This window comes from Kocuria salina (assembly GCF_013368965.1).
Lineage (GTDB): Bacteria > Actinomycetota > Actinomycetes > Actinomycetales > Micrococcaceae > Kocuria > Kocuria rosea.
This window is the reverse complement of record NZ_SSSF01000008.1, coordinates 1-16053: the sequence shown is the minus strand read 5'-3', so window position 1 is coordinate 16053 and position 16053 is coordinate 1. Positions and strand designations below refer to the sequence as shown.

15 protein-coding genes are annotated in these 16053 nt (G+C 66.5%); 7 read left to right on the top strand and 8 right to left on the bottom strand.

From position 1 onward, the window contains the following. Positions 1-398: 398 nt before the first annotated feature. On the top strand, positions 399-1508 hold the full coding sequence (locus tag E7Z53_RS14905; RefSeq protein WP_176338088.1) for a glycosyltransferase: 1110 nt from the start codon (positions 399-401) through the stop codon (positions 1506-1508). 18 nt (positions 1509-1526) lie between these two features. Here E7Z53_RS14905 and E7Z53_RS14900 read toward each other — a convergent pair whose 3' ends face one another. The 4 genes from E7Z53_RS14900 to E7Z53_RS14885 form a co-directional block, all read right to left on the bottom strand. Further along, on the bottom strand, positions 1527-2720 hold the full coding sequence (locus E7Z53_RS14900) for a hypothetical protein (protein ID WP_176338087.1): 1194 nt from the start codon (positions 2718-2720) through the stop codon (positions 1527-1529). A 143-nt stretch (positions 2721-2863) separates the two neighbouring features. Next, positions 2864-4039, bottom strand: a complete 1176-nt coding sequence (locus E7Z53_RS14895) for a glycosyltransferase (protein WP_176338086.1) — start codon at positions 4037-4039, stop codon at positions 2864-2866. Next, positions 4036-4875: a glycosyltransferase family 2 protein gene (locus E7Z53_RS14890; RefSeq protein WP_176338085.1), complete on the bottom strand. Its 840-nt coding sequence runs from the start codon at positions 4873-4875 to the stop codon at positions 4036-4038. The genes E7Z53_RS14895 and E7Z53_RS14890 overlap by 4 nt, the downstream gene beginning before the upstream one ends. A 2-nt stretch (positions 4876-4877) precedes the next feature. Further along, the gene (locus E7Z53_RS14885; RefSeq protein WP_255219607.1) at positions 4878-5492 is read right to left on the bottom strand and encodes an acetyltransferase; all 615 of its coding nucleotides are present in this window, start codon (positions 5490-5492) and stop codon (positions 4878-4880) included. 185 nt (positions 5493-5677) lie between these two features. On the opposite strand from E7Z53_RS14885, the gene E7Z53_RS14880 reads away from it, so the two are divergent. From E7Z53_RS14880 to E7Z53_RS14865, 4 genes are all read left to right on the top strand, one after another. Next, entirely contained in the window at positions 5678-6901 is a 1224-nt protein-coding gene (locus E7Z53_RS14880) for a glycosyltransferase (protein ID WP_176338084.1), read from the top strand. 79 nt (positions 6902-6980) lie between these two features. Beyond that, positions 6981-8012, top strand: a complete 1032-nt coding sequence (gene gmd / locus E7Z53_RS14875; protein WP_176338083.1) for a GDP-mannose 4,6-dehydratase — start codon at positions 6981-6983, stop codon at positions 8010-8012. A 14-nt stretch (positions 8013-8026) separates the two neighbouring features. After that, positions 8027-9028 carry a GDP-L-fucose synthase family protein gene (locus E7Z53_RS14870; RefSeq protein WP_255219606.1) on the top strand — a complete coding sequence of 334 codons (1002 nt, stop codon included), beginning with the start codon at positions 8027-8029 and terminating at the stop codon, positions 9026-9028. Positions 9029-9072: 44 nt separating this feature from the next. Further along, positions 9073-10776: a polysaccharide biosynthesis tyrosine autokinase gene (locus E7Z53_RS14865; RefSeq protein WP_176338082.1), complete on the top strand. Its 1704-nt coding sequence runs from the start codon at positions 9073-9075 to the stop codon at positions 10774-10776. An 83-nt stretch (positions 10777-10859) separates the two neighbouring features. On the opposite strand, the gene E7Z53_RS14860 is transcribed toward E7Z53_RS14865, so the two are convergent. Both E7Z53_RS14860 and E7Z53_RS14855 read right to left on the bottom strand, forming a co-directional pair. Beyond that, the gene (locus E7Z53_RS14860; protein ID WP_176338081.1) at positions 10860-11267 is read right to left on the bottom strand and encodes a VOC family protein; all 408 of its coding nucleotides are present in this window, start codon (positions 11265-11267) and stop codon (positions 10860-10862) included. Beyond that, positions 11264-11557 carry an ArsR/SmtB family transcription factor gene (locus E7Z53_RS14855; RefSeq protein ID WP_035926607.1) on the bottom strand — a complete coding sequence of 98 codons (294 nt, stop codon included), beginning with the start codon at positions 11555-11557 and terminating at the stop codon, positions 11264-11266. Before E7Z53_RS14855 ends, E7Z53_RS14860 begins: the two co-directional genes overlap by 4 nt. A 130-nt stretch (positions 11558-11687) precedes the next feature. Here E7Z53_RS14855 and E7Z53_RS14850 point away from each other — a divergent pair, with 130 nt between their 5' ends. Beyond that, complete coding sequence (locus E7Z53_RS14850) at positions 11688-12080, top strand: helix-turn-helix domain-containing protein (protein ID WP_255219605.1); 393 nt, start codon at positions 11688-11690, stop codon at positions 12078-12080. Between the two features lie 24 nt (positions 12081-12104). Here the strand turns inward: E7Z53_RS14850 and E7Z53_RS14845 are convergent, their stop codons facing one another. Continuing rightward, a complete protein-coding gene (locus tag E7Z53_RS14845) occupies positions 12105-12707 on the bottom strand; it encodes a ClpP family protease (protein WP_176338080.1) in 603 nt (200 codons plus the stop codon). Continuing rightward, entirely contained in the window at positions 12704-13324 is a 621-nt protein-coding gene (locus E7Z53_RS14840; protein ID WP_176338079.1) for a ClpP family protease, read from the bottom strand. The genes E7Z53_RS14845 and E7Z53_RS14840 overlap by 4 nt, the downstream gene beginning before the upstream one ends. A gap of 197 nt (positions 13325-13521) precedes the next feature. Between E7Z53_RS14840 and E7Z53_RS14835 the strand changes: the two genes are divergently transcribed. Further along, complete coding sequence (locus E7Z53_RS14835) at positions 13522-15912, top strand: ATP-binding cassette domain-containing protein (RefSeq protein WP_176338078.1); 2391 nt, start codon at positions 13522-13524, stop codon at positions 15910-15912. The last annotated feature ends 141 nt before the right edge of the window (positions 15913-16053 follow it).

The window sequence follows — 16053 nt, the reverse complement described above, 5'->3', positions numbered from 1 at the left end:
ACCATTATCCAAACCCACCCTTATTTCTAGGACGTCCAAATTAAGCTCGTACTCCGCCTCGTACAGATCGCGGTGTCGGTATCTCCGATGCTACAGCCCTGCATCCCAAACTATCTGTATCCGAGCCCGAACGCTGAGCATCAACCGTCAATCCCTCGGTGAAAATCCGCCACGGTCCCCTGCGACACAGAGTGCGTGCGCTCTGAAGTCATACACCCCGCCGACTTGCACTAGACACCACTTGCTTTTTTCAGACTAGTCACCACGACATGCTTCGCCGGGGCCTCAAGCCCGTTAGACTGATCGAAAATCTTGATCTCGGATCTGCAACCATGCACCGGGACACACCGTAAAACGCGGATCCTTATCCGTATGACAATTGCAGAAAGGACGAGCGCGTGTCCGAAAACACCGTTGCCGTGTGGAAGAATTCTTGGTTGCCGCACTCCGAAACTTTTATCGTCGGACAGACGTCGTCACTAAAAAACTGGAAAGTGACCACGCTTGGATTTCACAATCTTGAGAACGGCCTGATGCACGCCGATTGCGCTCCGTTCCCAAACACGCCATCCGGTAAGGCGCTTCGCCGCGCATTCCGGACCAAGGCCAGGCGCAACACGTATATGCGCCATCTTGAGTCAGCAGACGCCGCCTTGATGCACGCACATTTCGGATCGGGCGGCATCTATTCCCTTCCGCTCTCCGAATCCCACGGAATACCCCATGTCACCACGTTCCACGGATCCGACACGCATCAATTCGGAAGCAATATACCCGGCGCCGAGTCCTGGTATCGACGATCCCTTACATCACTGTTCGGTCGGGGCGACCGCTTCATCGCCGTTTCGCGGTATTTGGCGGACCGTCTCATGGCAGCGGGGGCCCCGGCAGAGAAGATCGACGTGATCTACACCGGCACACCGGTGTTGCCGGCTGCGGTCTCTTCCACCAGAGACGGCATAGCGTTCGTGGGACGGCTCATCGAAATTAAGGGCGCGGAGCATCTCTTGCGGGCCGTGGCGGCCATGAAGCATCCTCGCGCCCGGTCCATCCCTATCAGTATTGCCGGGGATGGCCCGTTGCGGCCGGAGCTCACAAGATTGGCCTCCAAACTCGGGCTCGACTGCACTTTCCTTGGCCACCTACCAAAGGGCGACATTCCAGGATTCCTCGCACGGCACTCGATTTTTTGTGCGCCCTCCATTCCGAGCGCTCGGGGCACACGCGAAGGGTTTGGCATGGTTTTCCTCGAAGCCTCTCTCCAAGAGCTTCCGGTAGTGGCATACGCGTCCGGAGGCGTCAGTGAAGCCGTCTCGCACGGACTGACAGGCCTTCTCGCCTCGGAGGGCGACATCGAGCAGCTGAGCTCGTACCTGGAACGCCTTGTGCTGGATCCAGAGGCGGCACGGGCCATGGGAACAGCGGGAAGGGCCCGAGTGATCAGCGAATTCTCCTTGGAGCTCCAGACGGGTGCACTCGAGTCGCTCTATTCCGATTTGACCAGGTGAAGTCGCAACGGAGGCGAACTAACCACCAACCGTTGAACTTGAGGACGACTCACGCGCCCGTGCCCTCTGGTCGTGCACATATCCGGAGAGGAATCGGACGGTCTGGGTGATGAGCTCCGCCAGCGGCTGTGTGGCCATCAACAGCGCTGCACCCATTGTCGTCGTCAGGTCAAGATGGGAAATCGACACCGCTCCCCACACCAGGATCAACGGTATGTAGATCCACGAGTGCTGCAACCAACCCCGGGCTTGATTCAGCACGCCGAACGCACGGGAGAACTGCGCAATGGCCAGCCCGATCAGGACAAACACGAGCGGGCGACCGAGTCCGCCGTACTGATCTCCGAGAATGGCGAGCAACACGTCGTTAAATAGGGCCCCCAGGGTGATGATGGCTGTACAGAGTACGGCGTAGGTGCCCAGGATGGGCACCAACCCCTTGGTGAGAAGTTCCGGCCCCGACGGCATTCTGGCGATGTACGGTGTGGCCAGGTCAAGAAGGAGTCCGTTAACAACCACGAAAACGGCACCGAAACGGGCCATGGCCTGGATTTCGGCAATACTCGATGTGGCACCGTAAATGGTCAGGAAAACGAGGACTGCCTGTTCGGAGAGGATAAGAGCGACGTTCATGGGCATCACTCGACGGGCAGTGGAGTGGAACGTCTTCTTGTAGAGGGGGACGTCTGCGGGTTGAGCCGGGAGAGCACGGCGGACGTCACGACTGATAATGCGATTCGCTCCGAACATGACGACCAGTCCGATCGCCAGTACAGTCTCCATGCCACCGAGGTCGGCGAGCATTACGACTATAATCAGCGCAACTCGCGCGACCGCGGCCACGAGGTTAACCGTACGGATATAGCGGAACGCGTAGTCGAGGCGGAGGACGGTGTAGACCGTCCCTGAATGCAGGGCAAACCACATGGAGACGCCGGTCAGCAGCATGGCGGCGCTGGTCCGCCACCAGTCGAAATCGTTTGCCAGCAGGACGGCTCCCACCCCGGCCGTTCCGACGATGATGATCGGCAGACCGATGATAAGCCGATATCTGAGCACTGACGAGTAGAGTGTCGAAAATGCGTCGCGGTCCGCACGGATTTGACCGCCGATGGACATCAGGCTCGAGTTCAGTCCTCCCTCCGCGATACCGGCGACCGCTGACAGCAGAGCAATACAAATCGCATATCCGGCGTACTCGGACTTTTCCATGGAGCGAACGATCAAGATACCCGACAAAAAAGCGAATCCCTGCGTTAACAGTTGCACCGAGCCGTGCCGGGCCAAAAGGTCAGCGATTTCTCGCGCCCGATGGGGCCCCGGCGCGCGCCGGGTCATGGCGGGTCGAGACGTCTTCACGAGAGTCCTGGGGACCTAGTCCGCGACGACATCGGGGCCGCTTGCACGAGCATGGACTCAAGTGCGGTTATCCATCGGTAGCCGACTGCTGGCCAAGCGAAGTTAGCCTGCGCGCACTCGAGCGCGCACTCAGCGTACTTTCTACGATCCCCACTTAGGATCTCTTGGACTGCGCGGGCCACGTCGGCCCCCGAGGGCCGCGTCAACACCCGGCCTGACGACGTCGTCATAAAGCGGGCGGCCGCGACGGCAGTGGTCGTGACCGCAGGCACCCCGTGGGCAAGCGATTCGGCCAAGCCGATACCGAAGTTCTCGTCGTCGCTCGGTAGCAGGAACACGTCAGCCCTCCGATACGTAGCGGTTTTGCCGGCACCCGTGACCTCTCCGACGAACTCGACGTGGTCCGTAACACCCAGGCGGTCGGCGACTTCCCGCATGCTATCGACGAGCTCACGCGGCCCCTCCCCAGCCACGGTGAGCCGCGCATTGACGCCCCGTTTCACCAACTCGGCAACAGCGTCGATCGAGATGTCGATCCGCTTTTTAGGTGCTATACGTGATAGAGACAGCAATTCCACCGGTTCATTCCAGGCAAGCGGAGGGGCTAATGACGCGGGCAACGTGGTCCCGACACCACCGACCTGCACGTTCGCACCTGGGAATTTCTCTTGCAATTCGATGCGCTCGATCGGAGAGCCCGTGACGAAGCCGAGCGATCTCCTCACTGTTCGTGCTCCTACGAGACTGTCGAAGACGGCCTTTTTTTCTCGCGAAAACTGCTGCTGTCGTTTCGTGAGGGCTCCGTGCGGCGTGATGACGTATGGGATGTTCATGCTCTGCAGCATCAACGTCACAGGGAGCAGCCAGGGCAAGAAGTAACCGTGGATAACGGCCACGTCCACACTGTGTAGTGACTGACTCAGTCGCTTCATGCCGATCTGCCGATTTTCCGGGATGCTTCGCGCCGCCAGCCACCGAGGTCCCGGAACAGGCAGTGGCCCGCTTTCCCCGGAATAGCTCTCCACTACTGACTTCTCCAGCCCGCCCCGCACGCTGTACAAATCGGCCTGGACACCGGGTAGCTGGTTGAGTGTGATGTTGAGTTCAAAAGCGTTTCGGGCGGGGCCTCCGTCCGCAACGGCCAGTGTATTGACGAACTGCGCGATCCTCATCGCTGCCAGCCTTTGAGCTCACGGACCTTCAGGTCGATCTGCCAGTAGTACATGCTGAGCGCGAGAGCATAGTCGAAGCCAGCCCGGCCGTCCGCAAAGCCCCGGCGCAAGATGTAGGAGTAGAGGAAAAAGGCGGCTGGCTTGAACGGCACCCGCTCGAAGACTTGACCCTGGATGCTTCGCGCCTGACGTGTCCGCAGCCGAGTCGCGGGCCGAATGCGCAGATGCGCCTCCCAGTCCGAGTATTTGTTGTGACGGTCGAACCACGTGCGGATGGGGTCGTGGTCTTCGTGCCGGAGGCGCCCCTGCAACTTTCTTGTTATGCCATCGGGCGTTGTGGGCTTGGGCTGGTAATGGCCCTCAACTTCCCCGATCCCGGGTGCGTCGAGATCGCCGACCTCAGGGAAATGGACTCTAGTGCGATGCACCAGGGCGCGTTTCACAACAGTGTGCCCGTGCCGCAGGACCTTGCCCGCAAAGACATAGTCCAGCGGTATGTCGAAGGCAGCTTCGGGACGATCGCTGCCAAGGAACAAGACTCGAATCTCCTCGACGAGGTCCGAGGTTGGTGTCTCATCCGCGTCGATGTAGAGCACCCAGTCATGCCGGGCTGGAACGTTCTCGAGCATCCACTGCTTCTTCTTGGGGTACCGACCATTCCATGTAAATTCGACTACAGTTGCGCCATGATCCCGTGCGATGTCCACGGTACGGTCCTCGCTGTGGGAGTCCACGACCACCACTTCGGCGAAGTCCTGCAGTTGTTTCAAGCATCGGGCGAGGCCGGCTTCTTCATTTTTAGTTAGAACCATGGCGGTGACGGGTATACGGAACATGACTACCGCCCCGCTTCAAGTCGCACCGGCGAACTATCGAAGCGCCGCCCCTTGGACTCCACCGCAGGAGGACCGATGATGACGTTGGGGTCGACGTTTTGGTTGACCAGCGTTAGGGGCTGCACCATCGCCGAACGTCCCACCGTCACACCCCCCGTTACCACGCAGCGCGAAGTGACCCAAGCGCCGTCGTCAATGGTGACCGGACGGGTGATGAGACCCATATCCTTCCGGTGGGCATGGCTACCGGTGGTGATCAGAGTTTCCTGCGACACGACCGCGTCGTGACCAATGGTGACCTGGTCCTGATTGTGGATCCATACGCCCTCGCCGATCCAGGAGCGGTCGCCGATTTCCAAGTTCCAGGGGAACTTGATGCGAGTCCGGGGGCGGATGATGACGCCGTCACCGATCTTGGCGCCGAAAGCTCGGAGGGCCTTGGTTCTGAGGCCGGAACTGATTTGCCACGGGTTGGTGACGAGGACCAGTTCCGTGGCCGACCACAGGTAAATCATCCATTTCGGGCGGTTCCAGGCCTCGCCTTCGCCTGGCGCCTGGGAGAGGTCGATGACAGGAACGTCGGAATCGGCAGGGCTGCGTCCAGCGCCGGTGGCCATGAATACCTCTGCTTGTGGGGGGCGGGGAGGTCATGTGAGCTGAACCACGGGCCGACGTGGGGCGTCGTCCCAGAGCTGAATGCGCTCACATGTATCGTCTGATTTATACCCCATCCCCTCCGGTGCGCCGCTGATTCGCCTCGGCGTTGCTCCCAGTGTGACGAAAGCCTCCTATGCCCCCTCGTTTGACGATTATCGGCATCAACTACGCTCCCGAGTCCAGCGGCATCGCTCCGTACGCAGCAGCCCTCGCCAAAGGCATGACAACCCTCGGATGGCAGGTCAAGGTCATCACGGGCTATCCGAGCTACCCCCAGTGGCGGGTGTACGACGGCTACGACGGCCGCAAACTCGAAGAGGATCACGAAGGCGTCCACGTCCTGCGACTGCGCCACTATGTCCCCCCCGAGCCCCGACTGATGAACCGGATGCTGATGGAGCTGCACTTCGGTCTCCGGTCGGCGCTGGCTGATTGGGGAAAGCCCGATGTGGTCCTGTTCGTCTCGCCCGGGCTGTTCTCCTCCGCAGTGGGCGCCCTGCGGGCCAAGCTCTCGCGCTCTCGTGCCGGTACGGCGATCTGGGTGCAGGACCTCTATTCCCGCGGGCTCGAGGAGGTGCACACCTCGGCCGCTGGACTGGCCCCGCTGATGCAACGAGCTGAGAGTTCGATCCTGCGTGCCATGGATCGGACGATCGTCATCCACGACCGGTTCCGCCGGCACGCCGTCGATGAGCTCGGTGTCCCCTCGGACCGCGCCTTGATCCACCGAAATTGGTCTCACATCGCCCCGCAGAACCACATCGACGTAGCCGCCGTCCGCGCCCGCCGGGGCTGGACGGAGGACGATGTCGTCGTGCTCCACGCCGGCAACATGGGCGTGAAGCAGTACCTCGAGAACGTGGTGGAGGCCGCCCGGCTGGCGGACCAGACCTGGTCCCGCGTCCGCTTCGTCCTGCTGGGCGCCGGCAACCAGTTGGACCGGCTGAAGGAACTGGCCGCAGGAATCGAGCGACTGCAGTTCGTTGACCCCCTGCCCGACGACGAGTACACGGCGACGCTGGCCGCTGCGGACGTGCTCCTTGTGAACGAGAAGCCGGCTCTCCGGGAGATGTGCGTGCCCAGCAAGCTGACGTCCTATTTCGTCACCGGGCGACCTGTCCTGGCTGCGGTGGACGACGAGAGTTCCTCCGCCGGCGAGGTGGAGTCCTCGGGGGCCGGTCGGGTCATTCCGTCGGGAGATCCCGCCGGACTGCTCCGCGCGGCCGAGGAACTCGGCACCGACCGCGTGGCCGCGGCGGCTCTCGGCGGCAACGGCCCGGCGTACGCCGCGGAACACCTCTCCGCGGACGCCGCGATGCGTCGATGGGACGATGTGCTCCGATCTTTGACGCAACATGTCCGGCGCTGATCACGGGCTTCGCCCATTCATTCACTAGCATAAAGCTGTCCCCTCAACGGCCCACGGCTTATCCCCCCGAAGGACGATCATGCACGCCACCCCCAAGAAGGCCTTTATCACGGGCATCACCGGTCAGGACGGCTCCTACCTGGCGGAGCTGTTGCTCGCCAAGGGCTACGAGGTCCACGGCCTGATCCGTCGCGCCTCGACCTTCAACACCCACCGCATCGACCACCTCTACTCCGACCCGCACGAATCGGACGCCAAGCTGTTCCTGCACTACGGGGATCTCTCGGACGGGTCCCGTCTGGTGACGCTGATGGCGCAGATTCGCCCCGACGAGGTCTACAACCTCGCCGCCCAGTCCCACGTGAAGGTCTCCTTCGAGGAGCCCGAGCACACCGGGGACACCACCGGCCTGGGCACCGTGCGTCTGCTCGAGGCGATGCGCCTGGCCAACGTGGACGCCCGCTACTACCAGGCCTCTACCTCTGAGCTCTACGGCGCCACCCCGCCCCCGCAGCACGAGGACACCCCCTTCTACCCGCGTTCCCCGTATGGGGCGGCGAAGATCTACTCCTACTGGATCACCAGGAACTACCGCGAGGCCTACGACATGTACGCGGTCAACGGGATCCTCTTCAACCACGAGTCCCCCCGCCGCGGGGAGACCTTCGTGACCCGCAAGATCACCCGGGCCGTGGCCGCGATCAAGGCCGGGCAGCAGGAGAAGCTCTACATGGGCAACCTGCAGGCCATCCGCGACTGGGGCTACGCCGCCGAGTACGTCGAGGGCATGTGGCGGATGCTCCAGGCCGACGAGCCCGAGGACTTCGTCCTGGCCACCGGCCACCCGTGCACGGTGCGGGAGTTCCTGGAGATCTCCTTCGACCACGCCGGGTTGGACTGGCGCGAGCACGTCGAGTTCGACGAGCGCTACCTGCGCCCCACGGAGGTCGACGCCCTCATCGGGGATCCCGCCAAGGCCAAGGACAAGCTCGGCTGGGAAGCCACCGTCAAGGCCCCCGAACTCGCCCGCCTCATGGTCGACGCCGACATCGCCCTGCTCGAGAACGACGCCTGGATCGACACCGTCGACCTCGCCTCCTGGGCCAAGTGACGGAGGGCCCCACCATGACGGCAGACACCACCGAGAAGACCGCCAACGCGACCGCTTCGTTCACCCCCGGCCCGCTGGATCGCACCGCCCCGTTCTACGTCGCCGGGCACCGCGGCCTGGTCGGCTCCGCCATCTGGCGCCGGCTCCAGGCCGAGGGGTTCACCGACCTCATCGGCCGCACCTCGGCCGAGCTGGATCTGAAGGACCGCGACGCCGTCTTCGCGTTCTTCGCCGAGACCAAGCCCCGATACGTGGTGCTGGCCGCGGCGAAGGTCGGCGGGATCCTCGCCAACAACACCTACCCCGTGGACTTCCTCTCGGAGAACCTGCGGATCCAGGTCAACGTCCTCGACGCCGCCCTGGAACACGGGGTGGAACGGGTCCTGTTCCTCGGGTCCTCCTGCATCTACCCGAAGCTGGCCCCGCAGCCGCTGAAGGAGGAGTACCTGCTCACCGGGCACCTGGAGCCCACCAACGACGCCTACGCGATCGCCAAGATCGCCGGGATCCTCCAGATCCAGGCCGTGCGCCGCCAGTACGGGCTGCCCTGGATCTCTGCGATGCCCACCAACCTCTACGGACCCGGGGACAACTTCTCCCCCACCGGCTCCCACGTCCTCCCGGCGATGATCCGCCGCTACGAAGAAGCCCGCATCAGTGGTGCGGAGTCGGTGACCAACTGGGGCACCGGGTCCCCGTTGCGCGAGTTCCTGCACGTCGACGACATGGCAGAGGCCTGCCTGCACCTGCTCGAGCACTACGACGGGACCGAGCACGTCAACGTGGGCACCGGCACCGACGTCACCATCAAGGAACTCGCCGGACTCGTCGCCGAGGCCGTGGGCTACGAAGGCCGCATCGAGTGGGACACGTCGAAGCCCGACGGCACCCCCCGCAAGCTCATGGACGTCACCAAGCTCGCCGACGCCGGCTGGACCGCCCGCATCCCCTTGCGCGAGGGGCTCCGGTCCACCGTCGACTGGTTCCGCGAACACCAGGACGGCATCCGCGAGTGACTTCTACCCATCCCCCCACCCCCGAGCCGATCCCGAGGAGAACCATGGAGCACCTTGACGCAGAGCGGGAAGCCCCCGCTCTCGATGCACGGGATCTCCTCCGGCTCGTGCGCACGCACTGGCGGGCCATCACGCTGATCACGCTGCTGTGCACTCTGCTGGCTCTGGGCTGGACGCTGATCCAGCCGAAGATCTACTCGGCCACCGCGTCCGGCCTGGTCGTCGCCACCGGCGAGCAGGACCTGGCCAGCGCCCTGGCTGGCAACAACCTGGCGCAGTCCAAGGCGGTGTCCTACGAGTCCCTGGCCACGTCCCGGCCGGTCGCCGAGTCGGTGATCGACGAGCTCGATCTGGACGCCACGCCGGAAGAGGTGCTGCCCCGCATCACCACGGACGTCCCCGTGGACACCCCGGAGCTGCGCATCACCGCCGACGCCGAGGACCCGACGGAGGCGGCCGACCTGGCCAACGCCTGGGTCGTGGCACTGGCCGGTCAGGTGCAGGAGCTCGAGAGCCAGGGCGACGAGGACGCGATCAACCGCGTGGCCGTCCAGCCGCTGAGCAACGCCTCCCTGCCGTTGGCGCCGTCCTCGCCGAACCTGAAGCTCAACCTGGCCCTCGGCTTCGTGGGCGGTCTCGGACTGGGTCTGCTCTACGCCTTCGCCCGGTACAAGATGGACCGCCGCATCAAGTCGGTCGAGGAGATCCGCGACGGCTTCGGCGTCTCGGTCCTGGGTGTCATCCCCACCGACGACCGGCTGTCCGACCACCGCGCGATCGTCGAGACCGGCATCTCCGCCGGCCGAGGCCACCACGAGTTCGCCGAGGCGCTGCGCGAGCTGCGCACCAACCTCAGCTTCGTCTCGGTGGACAACCCGCCGAAGCTGATCGTGGTCACCTCGTCGTTGCCGGGTGAGGGCAAGTCCTCGATCACGGCGAACCTGGCGGTGGCCATCGCCTCGACGGGGCGCAACGTCGTCGTCGTGGACGGCGACCTCCGCCGCCCGGTGATGACCGATCTCTTCGGCCTCGTGGCCGGCGTGGGCGTCACCGACGTGCTGACCGGACAGGTCCAGGTGGAGGAGGTCCTCCAGACCTACGACACGTTCCCAAACCTGCAGGTGCTCGGCGCCGGGAAGACCGCGCCGAACCCCACGGAGCTGCTGTCCTCGAAGGCCATGCACAACATGCTCGAGACCCTCGCCGAGGACGCCCTGGTCCTGGTGGACGCTCCCCCGCTGCTGCCGGTCACCGACGCCGCGCTGCTTACGGCCTCCGCCGACGGCGCGCTCATCGTGGCCACCGCGCAACGGACCACCACGGACGAGCTGGGCAAGGCCCTGGAGAACCTGCACCAGGTCCGCGGCAACGTCCTCGGCGTGGTGCTCAACCGGGTGCCCACCACCGGCGCGGACGCTGGATACTATGGATATTACGGTAAGTCTTACTACGCGAACTCGGACGAGAAGGCGGCGCCGAAGACCGGCGCCCAGCCGGTCGTCCCCGCACCGGTCGGCAAGCACCAGCCGTGGGGCACCGAGCTGCGACCTGAGCCGGCCGCGGCCCAGCCTCCTGTCACGCCGCGGGCGCAGCAGGAGCCCACGGCTCCTGCGGCCGAGGACGCGGCGCCCGCGCCGACGAGCGCCGATCAGCCGGATGTCCCGGGCTCTGCCGAGCACGAGACCTTCGGGCTCGAGGCCTGGGGCCGGTCCGGTTCCTCCACCGGGTCCACGTCGACGGGGCACTGACCCCGGCCGAACGCCGGCTCGTACGCCGAAGGGGCGCCTCCTGCGGGAGGCGCCCCTTCGGCGTTGTGCGGACTGCGCCGCGCCTACTGCCCGGCCGCCTCCGGGTCGTTCAGGTGGGCGATCTGGATCAAGTTGCCGCAGGTGTCATCGAGCACCGCGGTGGTGACCGGGCCCATCACGGTCGGCTCCTGCACGAAGCGCACGCCCAGCCCGGTGAGCCGCTCGTACTCGGCTTGCACGTCCTCCACCCCGAAGCTGTTGAACGGGATGCCGTCGGCCACCAGGGCGTCCTTGAACGGGTGGACGGCCGGGTGCTCGGAGGGCTCCAGCAGCAGCTGAACCCCGTCCGGGGCCTGCGGCGAGACGACGGTCAGCCACCTGTAGGGGCCGGTCGGCACGTCGACCTTGAGCTGGAAGCCGAGCTTGTCGGTGTAGAACTCCAGGGCCTTCTGCTGGTCGTCCACGAAGACGGAGGCGTAGGTGATGATCACGGCGTGTCCTTCGGCGGGGGCGGCAGGGAGTCCATCCACTGCCGCGCGTCGGTGAGCGGGGAGGTGTCCAGGTGGTGCACCGTGGTGCGCCCCTGAACGGTGGAGGTCACCAGGCCGGCCTCGCGCAGCACGGCCAGGTGCTTGGTCACGGCCTGCCGGGTCATGGCCAGGCCGTGGTCGTTGATGAGCCGCACGGTGAGCTCGAAGAGGCTCTGGTCATTCCGCGCGGCGAGCTCCTCGAGGAGGATCCTCCGCGCGGGATGGGCCAGGGCCTGGAACACGATGTCCACGCCACCAGATTAGGCAACCTCTTGGTTGCCGGTCAAGAAGTTGCGTGCTCTCCGACCTGACATCCACGGCGTCGTCTGCTCACAGCAGAGCGGCGGCGCTCTCGGCCCGGGGCGGATCTACCATGAGCCCATGAGCAGCGTGGTCCGCCCCACACCCGTTTCGTCGCCGGCTTACCTCCCGTCACCCGCGCCGCAGGAGCGTGCCGCCCCGCGAGCGCCCGTGGACCCGCTGTGGCGGTCCGTGCTGGGGATGTTCCTGCGCCGCCACCGCCTGGCGCAGGGGCTGACGCTGGCGCAGGTGGCCCGCGTCTCCGGGGTCTCCACGCAGTACCTCTCCGAGATCGAGCGCGGGGTGAAGGACCCCTCGTCGGAGATCATCGCCGCGGTGGTCGGCGCCCTGGGACTGAATCTCGTTGATCTCACCGAGGGGACCACCGGGGTGCTGCTCGACAGCGCCCCGGCCGCCCGTGCCGTCCGGGGCGGTCCGGTCTGCCTGGCCGGGCCGGTGGCCCTGGCCGTCTGAGCGCTCACCCCGGTCCCCCCGGTCTCACCGGGCCCGGGCCTCCCGCGGGGTCACGACCCGGTCGGCCACCCCGTAGGCCACCGCTTCCTCAGCGGTGAGCACGAGGTCCCGGTCGGTGTCCTCCCGGATCTGTTGAGCGCTGCGCCCGGTGTGCCGGGCGAGCACCTGCTCCAGCTGCTCCCGGGTGCGGGCGATCTCCTCGGCCTCGAGGATGAGGTCCGGGATGGTGCCCTGGCCCTGCGCGGCCGGCTGGTGCAGCACCACCCGGGCGTGGGGCAGCACCGAGCGGCGCCCCGGGGCGCCGGCGGCCAGCAGCACCGCCGCGGCCGAGGCCGCCTGGCCCACACAGGTGGTCTCCACGGGCGCGCCCACGTGCTGTATGGCGTCGTAGACCGCGAGCATCGCCGTGGTGGAACCGCCCGGGGAGTTGATGTAGAAGCCGATCGGCTGATCGGACCCGTAGGAGTCCAGGTAGAGCAGCTGGGCGATCAGGACGTTGGCGACCCCGTCGTCGATCTCGGTGCCGAGGTAGACGATCCGCTCCACCAGCAGCCGGCTGAAGACGTCCATGCTGCGCTCGCCGTTCGGCGTGCGTTCGACGACGTAGGGCACGGCGTAGCCGCTCATGACCCCACCCTCGCGGCGGCCGTGGTGGCGGAGCGGGGCCGCACGTCGTCGAGCCCGGCGATGACCCGGTCCACGAAGCCGTAGGCGAGGGCCTCCTCGGCGGCGAACCAGCGGTCCCGCTGGGAGTCGGCCACGATCCGCTCGAGCGGCTGACCGGTGTGCTCGGCGATGAGCCCGAGCACGGTGTCCCGGGTGTGGCGCAGGTCCTCGGCCTGGATGGCGATGTCCACGGCCGTGCCGCCGATCCCGGCCGAGCCCTGGTGCAGCAGGATCCGGGCGTGCGGCAGGGCGCTGCGCTTGCCCGGGGTGCCCGCCGAGAGCAGGAACTGCCCGGCGCTGCAGGCCAGGCCCATGGCCAGGGTGGACACGTCGTTGGGGATGATCCGCATGACGTCCATGATCGCGAGCATGGCCGGGACGGAGCCGCCCGGGGAGTTGATCCAGAGGCTGATGTCCCGCCTGGGGTCCTGGGCGGAGAGCAGCAGCAGCTGCGTGCACAGCCGGTTGCCGGTGGCCTGGTCCAGCTCGGCGCCCAGCACGATGATGCGCTGCTCCAGCAGCCGGGAGGCGAGCTCGTCGTCGATCGGGGTCCTGGGTGGTGCGGTGGTGGTGTTCATGGGTCCAGCGTGGACCCGGGCTCCCTCGAGCGGAACCCGTTTCTGCTGTGCGCGGCTCTGCCCTGAGCGGCTCTGCTGCCGGCGGCGCTGAATCCGCGAGCGGCCGGCTGGACGGACGTAAGCTCGGAGGCGGTCGGATCGAACCGGGCCACGTCGTCGGGAATCCCGGCGCAGGCGCCCCCAGGGATGGAGACACGATGAGCACACCCCCGAGCCAGGACCCGCACTCCCCCGCGCCGCACGTGGCTGACAGCCACGACCTGATCCGCGTCCAGGGTGCGCGCGAGAACAACCTCCGGGACATCAGCGTGGAGCTCCCCAAGCGCCGGCTCACCGTGTTCACCGGGATCTCCGGCTCCGGCAAGAGCTCGCTGGTGTTCGGCACGATCGCCGCGGAGTCGCAGCGGCTGATCAACGAGACCTACAGCACCTTCGTACAGGGCTTCATGCCCACCCAGGCACGGCCCGACGTCGACGTCCTCGACGGCCTCACCACCGCGATCATCGTGGACCAGGAGCGGATGGGCGCCAACGTCCGCTCCACCGTGGGCACCGCCACCGACGCCGACGCGATGCTGCGGATCCTCTTCAGCCGGCTCGGCAAGCCCCACATCGGCACGGCCAAGGCGTTCTCCTTCAACGTCGCCTCGATCAGCGGCGCCGGTGCGGTGACCATGGAGCGCGGCGGGAAGACCGTCAAGGAGCGGCGCAGCTTCTCCATCACCGGCGGCATGTGCCCGCGCTGCGAGGGCATGGGTCAGGTCAACGACTTCGACCTGACCCAGCTCTACGACGCCTCCAAGTCCCTCAACGAGGGCGCGCTGACGATCCCCGGCTACAGCGCGGACGGCTGGTACGGCCGGATCTACGGCGGCTCCGGGTTCCTGGACCCGGACAAGCCGATCCGCGACTACACCGAGACCGAGCTGCACGACCTGCTCCACCGGGAGCCGACCAAGATCAAGGTCGACAACATCAACCTGACCTACGAGGGGCTGATCCCCCGGATGCAGAAGTCCTTCCTGTCCAAGGACGTGGCCGCGCTCCAGCCGCACATCCGGGCCTTCGTGGAGCGGGCCGTGACGTTCACCGCGTGCCCCGAGTGCGGCGGCACCCGGCTCAGCGCGGCCGCCCGCTCCTCCACAATCCGCGGGATCAGCATCGCCGACGCCTGCGCGATGCAGATCAGCGACCTCGCCGCGTGGGTGCGCGCCCTGGACGAGCCGTCCGTGGCGCCGCTGCTCACCGCACTCGGCGAGACCCTCGACTCGTTCGTGGAGATCGGGCTCGGCTACCTCTCGCTCAGCCGGTCCTCGGGCACGCTCTCCGGCGGCGAGTCCCAGCGCACCAAGATGATCCGCCACCTCGGCTCCTCGCTCACCGACGTCACCTACGTCTTCGACGAGCCGACCATCGGGCTGCACCCCCACGACATCCAGCGGATGAACCAGCTCCTGCTGCGGCTGCGGGACAAGGGCAACACCGTGCTGGTCGTGGAGCACAAGCCGGAGACCATCGCGATCGCCGATCACGTGGTCGACCTCGGCCCCGGCGCCGGCACGGCCGGCGGCACCGTCTGCTACGAGGGCACCGTGGCGGGGCTGCGCGCCGGCGACACCCTCACCGGGCGGCACCTGGACGACCGCGCCGCCCTGAAGACCACCGTGCGCACCGCCACCGGGGCCCTGGAGGTGCGCGGCGCCGACACCCACAACCTGCGGTCCGTCGACGTCGACATCCCGCTCGGCGTGCTCACGGTGCTGACCGGGGTGGCCGGCTCCGGCAAGAGCTCGCTGATCACCGGGTCGGTGCTCGGCCGGGAGGACGTGGTCTCGATCGACCAGGGCGCCATCCGCGGCTCCCGCCGCAGCAACCCGGCCACGTACACCGGCCTGCTGGACCCGATCCGCAAGGCGTTCGCCAAGGCCAACGGGGTGAAGCCGGCGCTGTTCAGCGCGAACTCGGAGGGCGCCTGCCCGGCCTGCAACGGCGCCGGCGTCATCTACACCGACCTGGTGATGATGGCCGGGGTGGCCACCACGTGCGAGGAGTGCGAGGGCAGGCGGTTCCAGGCCGCGGTGCTCGAGTACACCCTGGGCGGGCGCAACATTGCCGACGTGCTCGCCATGCCGGTCGAGGAGGCCGAGGAGTTCTTCGGCGCCGGCGACGCGCGTACCCCGGCCGCCCACGCCATCCTGCACCGGCTGGCGGATGTGGGACTGGGCTATCTCAGCCTCGGCCAGCCGCTCACCACGCTCTCCGGCGGCGAGCGCCAGCGGCTCAAGCTGGCCACCCACCTGGGCAAGAAGGGCGGCGTCTACGTCCTCGACGAGCCGACCACGGGTCTGCACCTCGCCGACGTGCAGCAGCTGCTCGGTCTGCTCGACCGGCTGGTGGACTCCGGCAAGTCGGTGATCGTGATCGAGCACCACCAGGCGGTCATGGCCCACGCGGACCGGATCATCGACCTCGGCCCCGGCGCCGGCCACGACGGCGGCCGGATCGTCTTCGAGGGCACCCCCGCCGAGCTCGTCGCCGCCCGCTCGACGCTGACAGGCGAGCACCTCGCGGCCTATGTGAGCGCCTGAGCGGGACGCACTACCGTGGGCACGGCCGCCGGCTGTGCCCACGGCAGGAGTTCGATGCGCAAGGCGAGCCCCGGTCTTGCATGCACCGCCCGAACGGTGGAACAGCTATACGACCGCGCCCGCGGGGACAAGGTGCTGCGC

Bases quoted from the DNA above. Each gene is read 5' to 3' on its own strand.
- E7Z53_RS14900 (WP_176338087.1), bottom strand. From the start codon at position 2,720: ATGGAAAAGTCCGAGTACGCCGGATATGCGATTTGTATTGCTCTGCTG.
- E7Z53_RS14895 (WP_176338086.1), bottom strand. From the start codon at position 4,039: ATGAGGATCGCGCAGTTCGTCAATACACTGGCCGTTGCGGACGGAGGC.
- E7Z53_RS14890 (WP_176338085.1), bottom strand. From the start codon at position 4,875: ATGTTCCGTATACCCGTCACCGCCATGGTTCTAACTAAAAATGAAGAA.
- E7Z53_RS14885 (WP_255219607.1), bottom strand. From the start codon at position 5,492: ATGGCCACCGGCGCTGGACGCAGCCCTGCCGATTCCGACGTTCCTGTC.
- gmd (WP_176338083.1), top strand. From the start codon at position 6,981: ATGCACGCCACCCCCAAGAAGGCCTTTATCACGGGCATCACCGGTCAG.
- E7Z53_RS14870 (WP_255219606.1), top strand. From the start codon at position 8,027: ATGACGGCAGACACCACCGAGAAGACCGCCAACGCGACCGCTTCGTTC.
- E7Z53_RS14865 (WP_176338082.1), top strand. From the start codon at position 9,073: ATGGAGCACCTTGACGCAGAGCGGGAAGCCCCCGCTCTCGATGCACGG.
- E7Z53_RS14850 (WP_255219605.1), top strand. From the start codon at position 11,688: ATGAGCAGCGTGGTCCGCCCCACACCCGTTTCGTCGCCGGCTTACCTC.
- E7Z53_RS14845 (WP_176338080.1), bottom strand. From the start codon at position 12,707: ATGAGCGGCTACGCCGTGCCCTACGTCGTCGAACGCACGCCGAACGGC.
- E7Z53_RS14840 (WP_176338079.1), bottom strand. From the start codon at position 13,324: ATGAACACCACCACCGCACCACCCAGGACCCCGATCGACGACGAGCTC.
- E7Z53_RS14835 (WP_176338078.1), top strand. From the start codon at position 13,522: ATGAGCACACCCCCGAGCCAGGACCCGCACTCCCCCGCGCCGCACGTG.